The organism is Paenibacillus sp. GCM10027626 (genome assembly GCF_042676285.1).
Classification (GTDB): Bacteria; Bacillota; Bacilli; order Paenibacillales; family Paenibacillaceae; genus Paenibacillus_Z.
On sequence record NZ_JBHTHC010000011.1, the window covers coordinates 192,057 to 207,930 of the forward strand.

Annotated in this window: 10 protein-coding genes; all 10 read right to left on the minus strand. The window is 52.6% G+C overall.

The window, feature by feature from the left end; translation table 11 throughout:
• Nucleotides 1-169: 169 nt before the first annotated feature.
• Nucleotides 170-2,287 (minus strand): hypothetical protein, encoded by a 2,118-nt coding sequence (locus ACFQ0N_RS21710; RefSeq protein ID WP_379330088.1) that lies wholly within the window; start codon nt 2,285-2,287, stop codon nt 170-172.
• A 146-nt stretch (nt 2,288-2,433) separates the two neighbouring features.
• Nucleotides 2,434-4,551: an alpha-L-rhamnosidase-related protein gene (locus ACFQ0N_RS21715; protein WP_379330090.1), complete on the minus strand. Its 2,118-nt coding sequence runs from the start codon at nt 4,549-4,551 to the stop codon at nt 2,434-2,436.
• 18 nt (nt 4,552-4,569) lie between these two features.
• Nucleotides 4,570-5,454 carry a carbohydrate ABC transporter permease gene (locus tag ACFQ0N_RS21720; protein WP_379330092.1) on the minus strand — a complete coding sequence of 295 codons (885 nt, stop codon included), beginning with the start codon at nt 5,452-5,454 and terminating at the stop codon, nt 4,570-4,572.
• Between the two features lie 14 nt (nt 5,455-5,468).
• The gene (locus ACFQ0N_RS21725; RefSeq protein ID WP_379330094.1) at nt 5,469-6,365 is read right to left on the minus strand and encodes an ABC transporter permease; all 897 of its coding nucleotides are present in this window, start codon (nt 6,363-6,365) and stop codon (nt 5,469-5,471) included.
• Between the two features lie 25 nt (nt 6,366-6,390).
• Nucleotides 6,391-8,082, minus strand: coding sequence for an extracellular solute-binding protein (locus ACFQ0N_RS21730; protein ID WP_379330096.1), 1,692 nt, complete (start codon nt 8,080-8,082; stop codon nt 6,391-6,393).
• Nucleotides 8,083-8,281: 199 nt separating this feature from the next.
• Nucleotides 8,282-9,793 carry a response regulator gene (locus tag ACFQ0N_RS21735; RefSeq protein WP_379330098.1) on the minus strand — a complete coding sequence of 504 codons (1,512 nt, stop codon included), beginning with the start codon at nt 9,791-9,793 and terminating at the stop codon, nt 8,282-8,284.
• Complete coding sequence (locus ACFQ0N_RS21740; protein ID WP_379330100.1) at nt 9,774-11,582, minus strand: cache domain-containing sensor histidine kinase; 1,809 nt, start codon at nt 11,580-11,582, stop codon at nt 9,774-9,776. Before ACFQ0N_RS21740 ends, ACFQ0N_RS21735 begins: the two co-directional genes overlap by 20 nt.
• A gap of 299 nt (nt 11,583-11,881) precedes the next feature.
• Complete coding sequence (locus ACFQ0N_RS21745) at nt 11,882-14,008, minus strand: DUF5054 domain-containing protein (RefSeq protein WP_379330102.1); 2,127 nt, start codon at nt 14,006-14,008, stop codon at nt 11,882-11,884.
• A 21-nt stretch (nt 14,009-14,029) separates the two neighbouring features.
• The gene (locus ACFQ0N_RS21750) at nt 14,030-14,923 is read right to left on the minus strand and encodes a carbohydrate ABC transporter permease (protein WP_379330104.1); all 894 of its coding nucleotides are present in this window, start codon (nt 14,921-14,923) and stop codon (nt 14,030-14,032) included.
• A 20-nt stretch (nt 14,924-14,943) separates the two neighbouring features.
• Nucleotides 14,944-15,834: an ABC transporter permease gene (locus tag ACFQ0N_RS21755; RefSeq protein WP_379330106.1), complete on the minus strand. Its 891-nt coding sequence runs from the start codon at nt 15,832-15,834 to the stop codon at nt 14,944-14,946.
• Nucleotides 15,835-15,874 lie beyond the last annotated feature (40 nt).

The window sequence follows — 15,874 nt, forward strand, 5'->3', positions numbered from 1 at the left end:
ATTTTACCTGCTTGACAAGACACCAAAACGCTCTAGTTACCAATAAGTACTAGAGCGTTTTGGTGTGATGGCTGCCCCTTCGTCAAACTTAAGAACGGCGATTTTCTGCAGTGAAGTCAAGCTCAATGAAGACGTAGACAGGGGATCTTCGCGTTGCGAAGGCACTTGTTTAGTTCCCTGCCATTAAAAATAATCGCCCTTCTCCCGCTGCGAAGCTTGCCGTCAGCGTTCCGGCCTGTTTATTATAATTGGCGTTGATCTTTTTGCCGGTCGCCTTGGAAATTTCTTTAATTTGGCCCGGTTTCGGATTGACCTGGAAGGTAACCGTGCGGGAATTGGCCGTGTCCCGGTTGACGATGAACACATATTTTTTGCCATTCTCGTCCTTGAAATAGCTGATCACAAGCGGCTGCGAGGAATCGGCCGGCCGGATGAAAAAGTCATTCGGCAGCGCGGTTGCCCCTTCCGGAATTGTGCCCGTATGATAGACAGCTTGCGAGGTCAGGCTTTGCAAATAACAACCCAAATTCATCACTTCGGCATTGATGTTTTTTACTCCATAATAAGACGCATTTTTGGTCCCGTCCGGCAAAATAAGGCCGTCATGGAAGCCCCAGTCGGCAGGCGGCGTCTGGTAGGTGAAGTATATTAATCCTTTGGCCCCGTATGCCAGATTCGTATAGACCTGATATCTGATCTGATTTTCGGTCGGCGCTACCAGGTCGTTTTGAATGCCGACAGACTGGATGTAGGACCAGAAATCGACTTGGCCCTGCAGCGCTTGCCGACGGATAATTTCCAGATTTTCATAATAGCTGCTTCGTTCACCATCGACCCGGAACGGATAATGGTCGAATACAAGCACATCCGGATGCTGGTTCACCCATCGATTGACGTACTCCTCGTACGCTTGGGCAAGAACTCCCTGATTGACGGCATACCTGAAATCGGAATTGGCGACCGGCTGCCCGTTAATATAAGCATTGCCGTCCGGATACCAGTCGTTGCCCGGATTGGAGCGAACAACCCAGCCTACCGAATCGTCTCCGCCGCCATTGTGGGTCAACTCCCAGTAATAAGAAGTATTAGGACTGACGGCCGCATTCAGCTCAAAGGGAATCCAGATCGTGCTGGCGCCGTTTAACGTTTTGCTGGCAATCAGCGTTTGTTTCGCCGGCGAATTCCAGAGCGACAGCGTAAGCTGCTCGCCGGAAGACCAGGTAGAATGATCGATATATAAGGAAATGTAGCGGATGAGCGTTTCATTTGCTTTTGTTTTGAACGTTTGTCCTAACGGATTGGAAGATGAAACGAAATCGCCGGTATAGTTCGTAATCGTTTCAAAATTTTGTGTCGGATCGGAATAGATCGGCAGCAGATTCACAAAGGACATATGCCCCGGATCGTTTGCCTTAAAACGGTCCGCCACATGCTTCAACATGGGATAGGCGCCGGCCCCCGGTTCGTCGATAAGATTGTAGCCCATAAGCGCCGGATGGTTTTTGTAATGCTGGGCGATTTCATCGATCGTTGCATCCGCGGGCGCTTGCCCGTCGAAATAAGCCCGGGTGGAGAACATCGCCTTGAACCATAGATCGGCACCAGGCTGGGAAATGCCGCTGGCATAGGCTTGTCCGCCGGCATAAACGTTCGCAGTGCTCACTACAATTTGAACAGGTGTAGCGCTATTGCTTGTCAATTCAATGTAGTATGGATGATTTTCAGCAATCGTCGTATAAAAATCAAAATTAAGCTGTTCCCCGGAAACCGGGCCGGTTATCGAATCCGACATAATTTTGCCGTTTTTGGCCGCATCGCTATACATGCTTAGCGTAAGCGTAACGCCGGCAGGCAGGCCGCCGGGGGCCGTCCGCAATTGGACAGTGCTCCAGGCCGGCTTCAAGGAAGTGATCGTTTGTCCTACGGAAGCGGCGCTGCTTACCGGCAGAACTCCGCCACCGGCAGTCTGCGCTGCCTCTTGGCTGTCGTTAAAAACCAGCCTGCCGTCGCTCACCAGCACCTGCAAATCGTTGTCGGCGGCATAATCGAGCATGGCGTCGTTTTCTTCGAACGTATCCGTAAAGTTGGTGCTGACAATAAAGTTCGTGTTCATATCCGCGATTTCCGCAAACTTGGCATCGGATGCTTCCGCCGGGCCCGGGTTCCAAAATATTCCGATCGGAAAATTTTCCGAGTGCCCATGGTAAGCGCTTGCAATTGGCGTAATCAAAAAAAGCGACAGTGCAATGACTACAAAATTAAACCCTGCTTTTGATACTTTCATCATCCATCCCTTCCTCCATTCAAATGGTTTTCGGCATTCAAGCCGTATATTTGAGAACAAGGCGTCCTGAAAATCCCCCAAAGACCCCTTGTTCCAAATATCACTTTAGACGATACAGCTCAATACTGTTCAATACCGTTCTGGCCCCGTCAAGCTTTGCAGGAAACTTCATAGGTGGTGCCTGGCTCAAGCTGCAGCTCAAATGTCCCCTGATCCGGGTCGATTTCAATGATCGTCCCCTGGAGACAGGACGGCGGCTCGTCGCTGCGGAAGCGGAGCACACCTTCCCCGGATGACGCAGTCAATTTAATCGTCCGGCTGTCCATGTAAACCTCTATTTGCCCGCCCGGCATCGGAATAACTCCCTCAATCCAGTCGAGACCGCCGAGCTGGGGCTCCGCGTAATATTTTGCATACCCCGGCGCCACCGGCTTGATGCCCAAATAATATTTACCAAGCAAATAAAGAGGCGACGCCCCCCAGGCATGGCACAAGCTTTTGCCGAACGGTCTGCTATACATTGCGTAATGATCGCTTCCCTGCACCTGCGGATCGTATTCCTCCCAGAACGATGTCGCGCCCAGCTTCAGCATGCCGCCCCAATAGCTGCGGATTTCATCCGTCACATGCGCATGCTCGCCGATTTCGCACAAGGAAGCCAGCTCATAAAACCGCATATACGGCGTTTTAATCTTCTGCACCTGCTCATTGAGCAGCACTTTGTCTTTCACCGAAGCCGCTTGCGATTCATCCAAATAACCGAGCATCAGCGCAAACATATTGGCATAACGAGTCATATGGCGATCCGGCTTTCCATCTTTGCGGCTATGGATCAGTCCGCCCAGCTCATCGTCCCAGAACAGCTCCAGCACCCGTTTTTTCAGCATGGCGGCCTCTCTCCGGCAATCTTGCGCCCGCAGAGCATCATTCATCAGATCGGCAAACTCCGCCATCACTTCCAAGCTGCGGCACAGCAGCACCTGTTCGAAGCATACCTCTCCGCCGTTATCCATCTCCGCCCAATCGACAAATACCCAATCGCCGGGAAGGCCGGCGGCCATTCCGTTTTCGTTGCGCCGTTGCAAACAATAATCGAGCAGCGAGCCGATTTTGTCATACAGCTGCCGGATCAGCTGGACATCTCCGGTATATTGATAATGATCGTACAGTGCGAGAAACCAATAAAACGAATAATCCAAAATATGATTAAGATGCGTTTCCACCGGGTCTTTGCCCCGCACTGCGATTAAAGTTCGCCGGTTAACATCCGCATCGAAAAATAAATAGAAATTCATCAGCACGCTCTGATACACATCGCCCGACCATACCCAGCGATCCCGCTTGATGCCGTCCAGAAAAAATTCCCTCGTCGTCAAATGCAGCGTATAAGCGGCGACGTCCCATATGTCGTTCAACTGCGGATCGGAGCAGCGGAACTTCCCGCGGTAATCCAGCGGAAGGTATTCGTACAAGGCGGAAATGCCGCCAATCTGCACACCGGACTCGCATTCATAATGCACATAGCGAAATGCCCGGGATGCGGGAATCGTATAGTCCTGTTCAATATCGCCCATGTTCAGTTCAGAACGGTCCAACGTTTCACAGGCAGCGGTTGCCTCAGCCTCCTCCAGCGATTCGCCATAATAAAGAGTAACCTTCCCTTGCCCTCGAACCCGGCGCAGCCTGACATAACCGAAAGTTTCCCGGCCAAAGTCGGCCAGACCTTTCCGCTCGTTCTCGTCCCCCTCGCAATGCACCGGCTCGATTTCGGTCGTCTCCAGCTTGTAGCCGGAAGGACGATCTTCAGCCCGGTTGAAATTCCAATGCCCGGCTTCCGCCCATTTTCGGGAGTTGCAGGAGACGAGCCAGGAGCGGTCCGTTCTTAACGTCTTGCCTTGCATATAGATAGCCGGCACGGAGTCCCGGTTAGCCACCGATATGATTACTTCATGCTTCCCGGCCGGTATGACCAGCCGCTCTGCCGCATCATATACGATCACGCCGTCCAGGCTGACATTCCACTCCCCCTCACAGGCAAGCAGCACTTCCTCATCCTCGGCTAAATCGACCGTTTTGTAAAACTTCACGCTGCCATAAAAGGAATCCAGCCGCCACGGCGGCGGATAAGCGTTATTCCGCTCCTGCCGGCGGATCGATACGTTATAATGCAGTCCGAGCTCAAAATCGCCCGGGTACCAGATCCAGGTCGCCCCTGCTGCATCCTGCTCTGCCCTTACCTTGTCCCGCCCGGGTAACAAGCCTTCCATTTGTCCATTCACCTCCCGTTATTCCTTCACACTGCCCAGCACAATGCCCTTCATGAAATACTTTTGTAAAAAAGGATAGACAAGCAAAATCGGCAGCGTGCCCAAAAAGATAAGCGCCGATTTCAGCGTGCGGTCTGACAGCAGCTTCAGCAATTGAATGTCGCTTTCGTTGGCAGTAAGAAAATCCTGCTTGATCACCATATTTTGCAAAAAGCTTTGCAGCGGATAATGCTCCGGATTGTTCATCAGGATCAGCCCGTCGAACCATGAATTCCAATGGCCGACCATCGAAAACAGCGCTATTGTGGCCAGCGCCGGCTTGGACAACGGCACGAATATTCGCCATAACACCGTCATATGTCCAGCCCCGTCTATAAAGGCGGCCTCCACAAGCTCCTTCGGCAAGCCGCGAAAAAAATTCAGCATAAGCAGGACGCTGAATACAGGAACGGCGCCGGGAATAATAAGCGCCCACAGTGAATCGATCAGACCTGTCATTTTGACCGTCATATAAAACGGGATCAGTCCGCCGCCGAACAAAATGGTAAACACATAATACCAGGCGATCGCGGTCCGAAAGAGGAACGCACTCGTTTCTTTCGATAGCGGATAGGCCGTCAGTACGATGAGCGCCAAATTAAGCGCCGTGCCGACCAGCACCCGCTGGACAGTAATGCCGAAAGCCCGCAAAAAACCGTCGTCCTGCAATACATATTCATACGACGAAAGCGTAAATTTGACCGGCCAAAGCTTGACGGCTCCCGCCCCAGCCGCCTCAGCAGAGCTGAGCGAGACGGCCATGACATGAACGATCGGCAGCAGGCAGCTTAACGCCAGCAAACAAAGAAAAATATAGTTGCCAGCGGAAAATACTCTTTTGCCGATGGAAATACCTTCAACCACGTCGCCCTCTCCCCCTAGAAGATCCGATAATTCGCGATCCGGTAAGCCAAATAATAAGAAATGCAAATCAATATAAACGAAATAACGGAATTCATCAGCCCGATTGCAGCCGCATTGCTGTACTGCATGCTCACCAGACCCATGCGGTAAACCATCGTATCGATAATGTCGCCGGTTTCATACACCTGCGGACTGTACAATGTAAATACTTGCTCGAAGCCTGCGCTCAGCACCGAACCGAGACTGAGCGTCAGCATCAGGACGATAATCGGGCGCATGCCGGGAAGCGTAATATGCCACGTCTGCCGCCACCGGCTCGCTCCGTCGATGACTGCCGCTTCGTACAGCGCCGGATTAATCCCGGACAACGCAGCCAGATATACGATAGTGCCAAAGCCAAACTCTTTCCATGTATGGGTCAGCACCAGCGTATACGGAAACCAGTCCTTGTCGCCAAGGAAGAAAATCGACTTCAGGCCGAACCATTGAATGAGTTCGTTGACCATTCCCTCAGAAGGCGACAAAATGTCGATCAATATGCCCCCGAATATGATCCAGGACAAAAAATGGGGCAAATAAATTAACGTTTGCACCGTCCGTTTCACGAACCGCCGTTTCACTTCATTAATAAGCAAAGCGACGATGATCGGGGCGATCAGTCCGGCGACAATTTTCATCGAAGCGATAAACAGCGTATTCCAAAATACGTTCATCGTATCCGGAAGCGAAAACATGTAACTAAAATTGTCGAGACCGACCCATTGCGAGCCGCCGAAGCCTCTCACCGGAATAAATTTTTGGAAGGCCATAATCAGGCCGAACATCGGGATATAGCTGTAGATGAACACAATAACCGCACTGGGCAACAGCATCAAATATAATGGCCTCTGCAGCTTCCGGTTTTGATGCATTCCCCATCACTCCTTGCCGACTGCATTAAATATTTTGGGCGTACCACTCGCCCACTTCCTTCGTAATTTGCTCGCCCCCTTGCTTGTACCACTGCTCCACAAAGGTATCGAACTCCTCCAGCGGGGCGCCCTGAATAATTTTGGTGAACGTCGTGATCTCCAGCTTCTTCATCACTTCCGCTTTATCTACCATGGCTGGTGTCGGCGAGCCGAAAAACTGGTCAGCCAAAAACTGATTTTTCTTCAAATAGTTATCGACTACACTGCCCGTACCGCCAATGCCCCAAATGGCGTTGGCCGACCAGTTCGTCTTGTCCCCGTTCAGGTATTTCTCCACCGCTTTAAGCAGGTTGCGCTGGTCGGGAGTCAGCTTCGCCTTATCCGTTTCTTCCCCTTTCAAGTAAGGCACAAGCGCCAAATGGTTGTTTACGTTATTGAAGGAGCGGTACATTTTGATCGGGCTAATCGTCCAGCCGGAGCCGTTCTCTCCTGTAATCATCTTCTTGAACAATTCATCTGACTTGTTCAGAAACTGCAGATCAAGCCAGGCGTCCATCATTCTGAAGATCGCTTCCGGATGCTCCGCTCCTTTCCTGACTACCCAGTAAGAACTGGCATGCACATTGAGGCCGTGCGGAGCTAGCGCCGGATTGCCGTCGGCCGACGGCATCGGATAAGCCTGCCATTCTGCGTTCGGATCTTTGTCTATGCTTTGCTGGAGCGGCCATCCCGGCGCATACATGGCAGAGTAGAACATCCCGATTCTGCCGGCAATGATCTCTTCATTCACTTTGCCGCCGGCCTTCACGCCGAATTCATGATCGATCGCACCCGCCTGGTACAGCTGCTGCAGCTTGCCGAGCGCCGTTTTCATTTCCGGCTGGATGCTGCTGTATACAAGCTGGTTTTCCTTGTCCTTCAGCCAGATGCCGCGATAGGCATGGTAGCCGTTCAAAAAGCCGTCGAGCCCGCCAAGCTCGTTATCGGCCATCAACCCGTACGTATCGGCTTTGCCGTTGCCGTCGGGATCCTGGGTGGCGAAGGCTTCAGCGATTTTGAGGACATCGTCCATCGTTTGCGGTTCAGGCAAATTGACTTTTTTCAGCCAGTCTTTGCGTACATAAAGCATGGATGCCGATTCCTTTACAACCCCCGTATAGGGAATGCCCATCAGCCTGCCGTCAATCGCAGCCGCTTTCATCACTTCAGGACCCGCTTCATCGATCACTTGGCGCACGTTGTCGGTCGCATACTTGGCGTAAATTTCCGTCATATCCTCAAGCAGTTCTGCTTCATTTAGCTGCTTGAATTGCGCGGATGTGGCGCGAAAAAAATCGGGAATCTCGCCGGACGTAATATTCAAGTTCAGCTTTTGCTCATACTGATCGTCAGGCACTCCCCATAATGTTTTAACTTTAATGCCGTATTCCTGCTCCAGCATACGAGTCCACGGATTGTTGTTCATATCGTCACCATCCGCGTATTTGGTGGTCGGATACGTAGATACGACTGTCGTCACCTCAATACCCGGATCATATTTATCGGGCAGCTTATCGGGAGCTCCCTCTTTCCCTCCGCTATTTGTCCCGGCATTTGTGCTACTTCCTTTTTCCGTCTCCGGCTTCGGCGGTTCTTCATTTTGTTTGGTGCTGCAGCCCGACAAGACCAGCGCAGCAGCAAAAACCGACAGCAGCAATTTTGATCCCAGACGCCCCATTTACTTACACTCTCCCTTTCATTTTGTAATTTCGCCCATGGTGTAGCGGTGCACTGCCCAGTAGAGATTAAACTTGTACTGTACACGTCTATTTTATAAAAAGTGCCAAAGCGGAAATAGACTTCTTTCTTGCTAAAAAGGTTCAAATGTTATCCTTATGTTGAAACTCGCTAAAAAAATGATCCGCTGCGAAAGCGGGTTAATCTGGTGATAGATTCGCCCTGTATTCCGCAGGGCCGTAGTTTGTCCGCTCTTTGAAGATGCGGCTGAAATTTTTCCAGTTGCCGTAACCGACTCTTTCGGCGACTTCATAGATTTTAATACCCGGTTCCTTCAGCAGCCGTTTCGCTTCCTCCATGCGCAGCTCGGTCACATATTCAAGAAAGGTTGTGCCTGCCCGCTCCCGGAACAGCCGACTCAAATAGTGGCGGCTGACAAATATCGCCTGTCCAACATCGGCCAGCGTCATCGGCTCATGCAGATGATCGCGGATATATTGCTTCGCTCTGCCCAGCAGTTGGCCCTCCTGCTTCTCTGGCGACGTCTTCTCAATCAGAACATTGACCCATTCCAAAATGGACCGGCACAAATCGTCGCGGTTGCGCGTCCATAACAGCTTCTCCATAAAAAGGGCCAGATCGCGGGCCGCCGCTCCCGCAGTTGCAGCTTGGAAAAGCTGCAGCTTATCGATAAGCGGGAGCAAGATCGTCTCCACGCCATGCAGCAGCGGCTGACTTTCGTTTTGCTGCAGAAGCGTCTGGACACTTGCCGTTAATGCTGTCAAATAACCGTCATAATCGCCGACATCCCAGGCTGACTGAAGCTGCTTCAGCGGAAGCCTGGCAGCCGCAGATCGATCAGGCTCCTTCGGACAATAGCGCCATACGCCGCCTCCGTTCCACAGCCTTTGCAATAATGCCGTACATGCTTCCGTATAGCCTGTTCTGCTCTCCTCCCGGCCGTGCTCCGGCGGGATAATCGCAATGCCGAAGCTGACAGGAATACGGACTTTGTCCATCCAAAACTGCCGCACTTCTGACGTAAACTGCTGCAGCGCATAGTCCAGCTCTGCATCGGATGGCGCACAAACACCCAATACAACATTGCTGGACTCACGCTTGCCGCTCTCCTGAATGAAACGAACGCCTTTTATATTTTCGGCCACCTCGCCGAGCGTCTTGTGAAACATCCATGCCAGCGTCTGAACCGTCCCGAACTGCAGCGCCCGCAAGCTTGACGTTTCATCGGGGTCGCAGACGACGACCGCTTTGCAAGGAGCTTCATCACCGGCAAATTGTTCCCAGGTCCAAGGTGCCGACTGCGCCCGCTTTTGAGCGGAGCGGCGTCCGATTAGACGAATGGCAGCTTCCAAATCGCCGCCGTTCACCGGCTTCACAAGATAATCGGCTACGCCAATGCGCATCGCTTGTTTGGCATAAGCAAACTCTGAATATCCGCTGAGCATGATCATTTGCGTCTCCGGATAACGTTCCGCAATCGTTTGCGTCAGCGCCAGCCCGTCCATTCCAGGCATCCGCACATCGGAAATGACCAGATCCACCGGATGGCCCATCATCTCGTTCAAAGCAGCATAGCCGTCAGAACAAACGGCGACTACCTGCACCTGTACCCCCTTTTTCTGCAAATCGCCTATCATAATGCAAAGTCCTTCGCGAATTTCTTCCTCATCGTCAACAATCAAGATGTTCATCCTTCATTTTCCCCCCATCAGACGGATGCTGTGCAGGCACACGAATCATGACGATCGTCCCGGAGCCTTCCGCGCTTTCAATATGGATTTCCCCGCGCCCCCCATAAAGAAGAGCTATTCGCTGATACACATTGGTCAGCCCGATGCGGTTGTCTGCCGTCCCGTCTTCTCGCATCGCATGAAGAACATGCTCCAAACGCTCGGGCGTCATCCCCATTCCCTCATCGATCACATGTATGACCAGATCGGATTCATCCCTTTGCACCCTGACGACAATTTGAAGCGTAAAATCGTAATCGGAGATACCATGTTTTAAGGCATTCTCCACCAGCGGCTGAATCAGAAAACCCGGTATGTGGCAATCGAGAGATTCCGGATCAATATGGTAATCGACATGCAAGCGATCGCCGAATCTTAATTTTTGGATGCTGAGCAGGTTTGAAATAAAGCTCAATTCCTGATGCACGGGGACCATATCGGCCATTTTTGCCGCTTGATAACGCACGAGCTGGCCAAGGGCAATCAATGCCTCCTCCGCCTTTTCCGGCTGCTTCCTCACAAGTGTCATCCTGATCGTTTCCAAAACGTTATAGAAAAAGTGAGGATTCATCTGGCTGTGCAGCGCCTGGATTTCCGCTTCCCGCCGCAGCAGCTTCGCTTCCAGCACCTCTTTGTCCAGCTTATGAATCCGGTACTTCATATCGCGGAACGCTTTCGACAAATGTCCGATCTCGTCGCGGCGTTCTGCCCCGGACAGTTCTTCTGGCAGCAAATCCGATTCTGGCTGCAGCTGCCGGCTGAGCAGCCGCAGCTGGTTCGTCATCCCGTACGAAATGAGTGAAATTATGATGGCCGCTGCGGCAAACCCGGCCAGCGACCAAATCGCGAATCGTGATTGAGCCGTCCCGGCCCGCTTGCTTAAATTGTCCAGCGGAATCGTGCTCACAACCTTCCAGCGGCTGTTCGATGAGCTGTCGTAGCTGATGACGTAATCCTTATCGCCTACGGATACTAACTGAGACCCCGAATCGGCCTTCGTCTTATCCGGGAACAACCCCTCCAAAGGCTGCCACAGGCTGCCTGTCTTATCCGAACCGGAGGAATAGACGATGCGATCATGCCTATCCACTATATCGATGGAGGCTCCTTCTCCGAAATCAATCTGCTGCACAATCTGCTTCACCGCTTCCAAAGAACCAAGCAGCATCAGAACGCCGGCTATCTTACCTTGCGCATCGTGAATCGGCTGCGCGATCGAAAACGTATATGGCTGGTTCACGACATATTGCTGGCGGATAATGCCGAGTACAGACGGCTCCTCCTTTTCGCTTTGCAGCTCCTGAAACCACGGCTCCTTCTCATAAGTGGCGTCCATCCAGCTGGCTGCCTCGGCGGACCTGACATAAGCGCTGCCTGAAGCCGTATACAGGACAACGCCGACAAGCGATTGGTTCAGCTTAAACGTATGTAAAATATCCCGCTCATTGCCGCCTTCCTGCGAATTGTTGAAAAAGCCGTTGAGAAACTGATTGTAAGGGGGCGACAGAATCGTCCGGTATACTGTAAGCATCTCATTCACATAGTCATCCAGGTTTCGGTTAATCTGGGCAAGCATCCGCGGAACGAATTCCTCCACTTGCTCCTGCATCGATTTCTTATATAACTGGTACGAATTAATGCTTATAGCTGTAATGACAATCAATACGATCAGACAAATAATCACAGATAATTTCAGCGCAAAAGGCCAGTTTTTAAATTTCAAATGGGTGAGGATCAAACGGTACGACATGCAGCACCCCCTGTGTAAACGCTTTATAACATATAATCTATTACAAACCTCTTGGCATTGTAAACTTTATTTTACAGGTCAGTGTCAAGTCAACATGGGCAGTCAACATTCGCTTGGCGAAGATGCGCATCCGGCACTCCCACCACAAAATATACAAAAAGCCGAGCAATTGCTGCTCGACTCTGCAATTTATGTAATGTTTTCATGCGTTTGCGATTTTGACTATGATCGCCATGTGAACACCTAAGAGGCGACGCACTAGGGCGCCGCCTCTTAACTCGCAGCTTGCAGCTAAACGCTCAATACGATCGAACCGCCAGTTCGAACCTGAAGAAGCAATCCTCTTCGAACCACATCGGGAAGTTCGTTCCCCAAGCATTGTTATACAGCAGAAAATGAAATCCGTCTTCAAGTGAGGCGAACGTATTGTCGAACTTTAAAAGTCTTCTCGCCCCCGGAGCAACAATCGGCGCATCGTACGTGCGTACCGAAGCTTCTCCGTCTGCTGCTTGGTAAAACAGCCCTTCGCCCAGCGCGTGAAGATTCCGGTTGCCGCTGCGGACGACGTCCAGTGGCGATACCGGTTGGCCCATCTTGTCCATACGCCAGCGGTTGACATTATCCGTCGTCGGCGTGATGGAGAACCAGATCGCCTCCGGCAGCCGATTCGCCTGCTTGCCGCTCCAGCTGAGCGAGATTCCGATTTGCGGTTCATCCTTCCGAAACGAGTAATCGATTCGCACCTCACGAGGCGCTCCGAGATCCTCGACCGCCTCTGCGGGCATCCGCAGCGATACGCTCACAAGATCGGCTTCGTCACCCGTCTCGCAAACCATGGAGACAAGCATCGGCGCGAACAGCCGATGGCGCGGTTTCGGCTCGACGTTCTCCATGCCCGGCTTGCCGAAGTCGGCATCCGACCAGCCGTGCGTGACGGCAGTGTTTTCCACGTAATCCTCGAACCATTCGTTATAATTTTCTACGCTGAACGCTTCGTAGACGAACATGCCGATGCGGCGCTCCCGATCCGCCCACTCCTTGCCGTTGCGATCGACCAACGACGCGATGGAGCCGTCGTCCGAGAACGCGACGGCGAAGACGCCAAGAGAGTGCGGGATATGGGGCCGGATCGGCGCCTTACCGATGCGGCGAGCGTCTGGTATCAGCCGCTTTAGTGCCGCGTTCATTTCATCCCGCTTGTCGCCGCCCAGTGCGTTTATCGCCTGATTCAGATAGTCCCGCTGCTCTTGCCACGAGCGTTCAAATACCCGGTACGACCGTCCATTTGCACCGACCCGCTGAAATTGCTGCCCGGACATGCGGTCCTCCGCATCCATCGCAAAAGCACCGATATAGCTGTATTTGGCCGGAATTGCGTCTCCAGCCACCGAATCCCGCTCCCTTGCCTCCGCAAACGCTTTCGACCCGTAATGCTTGTAGTCGCCCAGAAACTTCTTCTCGTCCATCCCCCACGTGTGCTCCGCCACGAGCAGCAATCCTTCCGAGAAGGAACGGTATTCCTCGCTGTCTTCTTCCATTCGTCCTGCTTCGATCCAGCGAGATCGCATGCGCTGCATCTCGCGAAAGCGGGCGATTTTAATCGGATCGGAGGCTGCTCCGTGGATCCAAGTATCACCGATTTCTTCTGTTACAACGGGAAGTGAAGGCTTGTGAGCGAGCAGCTTGACCGCGAACGCATCCATCGTCGAGGCACGAATGGCGGCACCGGGATACGCCTTCGCAAGCTGAGTGAACTGCTCCCGCACATCCTCAGCCGACGGCGGACCGTTATTGTCCCCTGTATGGGCAAAATGGAGCGCATCCCGCAGCCCCGGAATATGCATCGTATTGCCGTAATTGTTGGCGTAATTTACGATGATCTCCGCCCCGTCCTCCGCCCGCCATACGAAGAGCGGCGGCACGCCGGGCACCTTGGAGGCAGGATTTACACCGAGGTGCAGATATTGCAGACCGGATGCGGCCATATGCGTGACGATCGAGCGGGTATGGCCGGGAACGTCTGTCATCTTCGCCGTAATCGTCCGTTTCCCGAACCGGGCGTCCAGCCGACGCGCGATTGATAATCCATAACGGAACAGGGAAGCGTCTAACAGCTCGGTATGCGTCGTGAAAGGCAGTCCGTGCCATGCGATATGTCCGTCCCGGATCGCGCGTTCCATCCGCTCCCGCTCCGCATCGCCCGCATCCGCCAAATACCGTTCGATCAGCCACGACCCGGTCGTCCATACGAAACTCGCACCCTCCTCGCCGGCTAGCCGCTCCGCCAGCGACAATGCCTTCGGAATGAATTCATTCTTGTATTTGGCCACCACATTGCAGGCCATATCGGTAAACCCGATATCCAAATGTGTCTTGAACACGACATGCACCGTGTCGATTGCGCCCCTAATCGTCCGTTCTTCCACCGTGCGCCACCTTCTTCCTCTCTATTCTTTCACCGAACCGAGCACGATGCCGTGCACGAAATATTTTTGCAGAAACGGATAGATCGCCAAGAGCGGCACCATCGCGACGACCAGCTTTGCTGCGTTCAGCGTCCGGTCGGAAGCTTTGTTCAGCCGGATCAGCTCTTCGGCAGTCAGATTCTTCAACAGCTCCGGATCAATTCGGACGACCAACTGCTGGATGTAGGTTTGCAGCGGATAGTTCTCGGGCTTGCTCATAAAGATCAGACCGTCGAAAAACGAATTCCAATGGCCGACAATACTGAACAGCGTTACTGTTGCAAGCGCGGGCAGCGACACTGGCAGGAAGATCCGGATCAGCGTCTGCCAGGGCCCGGCGCCGTCGACGATCGCCGCTTCCTCCAGTTCCTTCGGCAAGTTACGGAAGAAGTTCATGATGAGAATGACGTTGAAGATTGGAACCGCGCCGGGCAGCACGAGTGACCAGAGCGTATTTTGCAGGTTCAGCTCCGTCACCGTCATATAGAGCGGAATGAGACCGCCGGAGAATAGCATGCAGAATACCAGATACCACATGTACAGGTTCCGTCCGGGAAAGACGCGGCTGCCTTTGGACAGCGGGTAGGCCATCACCACGGTGAGCGCAAAGTTGATGAACGCCCCCAGCAGCACCCGTTTCACCGAAACCCCGAACGCCGTGAAAAACTTCTGATCCTCCAGAATGATCTTATAAGAAGTAACGTTGATCCCCTTGGGCCACAGAATGACCTCGCCCGCGTTCGCGGCCGCCTTCTCGCTGAAGGACAGCGCTACCGTATGCACCAGCGGAAACAGCGACAGGAAGGCGATTAGCGTCAATGCCGCCAGGATGGCAGCATCCGCACTCTTGCTGAACATCGAATTCGATTTGACCATGCATTCAACCCACTTTTATTTTAAAATATACGATAATTAGCGAATTTGGCGGCCAGCCGGTACGAGATCAGAATCAAAATGATAGCGACAATCGATTTCAGCAGCCCGACCGCGGTCGCCAAACCATACTGGCTCTCGACCAGCCCCATTCGGTAGACATACGTATCGATAATATCGCCCGATGAGTAGACTAATGGATTGTACAGGTTGAAAATCTGATCGAAGCCCGCGTTCAAAATATTGCCAAGGCTGAGCGTAGCCAGCAGCACGATGGTCGGCGTAATACCGGGCAGCGTAATATGGATCAGTTTCTTGAACCGGTTCGCTCCGTCGATCTCCGCCGCTTCGTAGAGCGAAGGGTTGATACCGGTCAGAGCCGCCAAATACACAATGGCCGAGAAGCCAAACTCTTTCCATACGTCGCTGCCGACGACGATCGGGCGAAACCAGTCGTTACTAGCGAGAAACATGATCGGCTCTCCACCGAAGGCCTTGACGATCAGATTGACGATACCATCCAAGGACAGCATCGTCACCATAATGCCGGCCAGAATGACCCAGGACATGAAGTGGGGTAAATAGACGATCGTCTGTACCCAACGCTTGAACCAGCCGATTCTCACTTCGTGCAGCAGCAGGGCGAAGGCGATTGGCACGATCGTCCCCGCGACGATTTTCATGGACGCTATAACGACGGTGTTTATGAATACTTTCTTGCTGTCGGGAATATCCATCATAAATTCGAAATTGCCGAGCCCGATCCATTCCTGATCCCAAATCCGGATACCGGGCACGAAATCCTGAAAAGCGATAACGACGCCGAACATCGGGATGACGCAAAAGACGAAAAGAAGCAGAACGCCTGGCAGCAGCATCAAGTGGTAGTTCACAATCAATCGTTTGTTCCGCAATATTCCTCCACCCATCCTTGGCGATCGATAGAAGGCGCGT

Coding starts and splice junctions, on each gene's coding strand:
- ACFQ0N_RS21735 (WP_379330098.1), bottom strand. CDS start 9,793: ATGAACATCTTGATTGTTGACGATGAGGAAGAAATTCGCGAAGGACTT.
- ACFQ0N_RS21740 (WP_379330100.1), bottom strand. CDS start 11,582: ATGTCGTACCGTTTGATCCTCACCCATTTGAAATTTAAAAACTGGCCT.
- ACFQ0N_RS21715 (WP_379330090.1), bottom strand. CDS start 4,551: ATGGAAGGCTTGTTACCCGGGCGGGACAAGGTAAGGGCAGAGCAGGAT.
- ACFQ0N_RS21725 (WP_379330094.1), bottom strand. CDS start 6,365: ATGCATCAAAACCGGAAGCTGCAGAGGCCATTATATTTGATGCTGTTG.
- ACFQ0N_RS21730 (WP_379330096.1), bottom strand. CDS start 8,082: ATGGGGCGTCTGGGATCAAAATTGCTGCTGTCGGTTTTTGCTGCTGCG.
- ACFQ0N_RS21710 (WP_379330088.1), bottom strand. CDS start 2,287: ATGATGAAAGTATCAAAAGCAGGGTTTAATTTTGTAGTCATTGCACTG.
- ACFQ0N_RS21750 (WP_379330104.1), bottom strand. CDS start 14,923: ATGGTCAAATCGAATTCGATGTTCAGCAAGAGTGCGGATGCTGCCATC.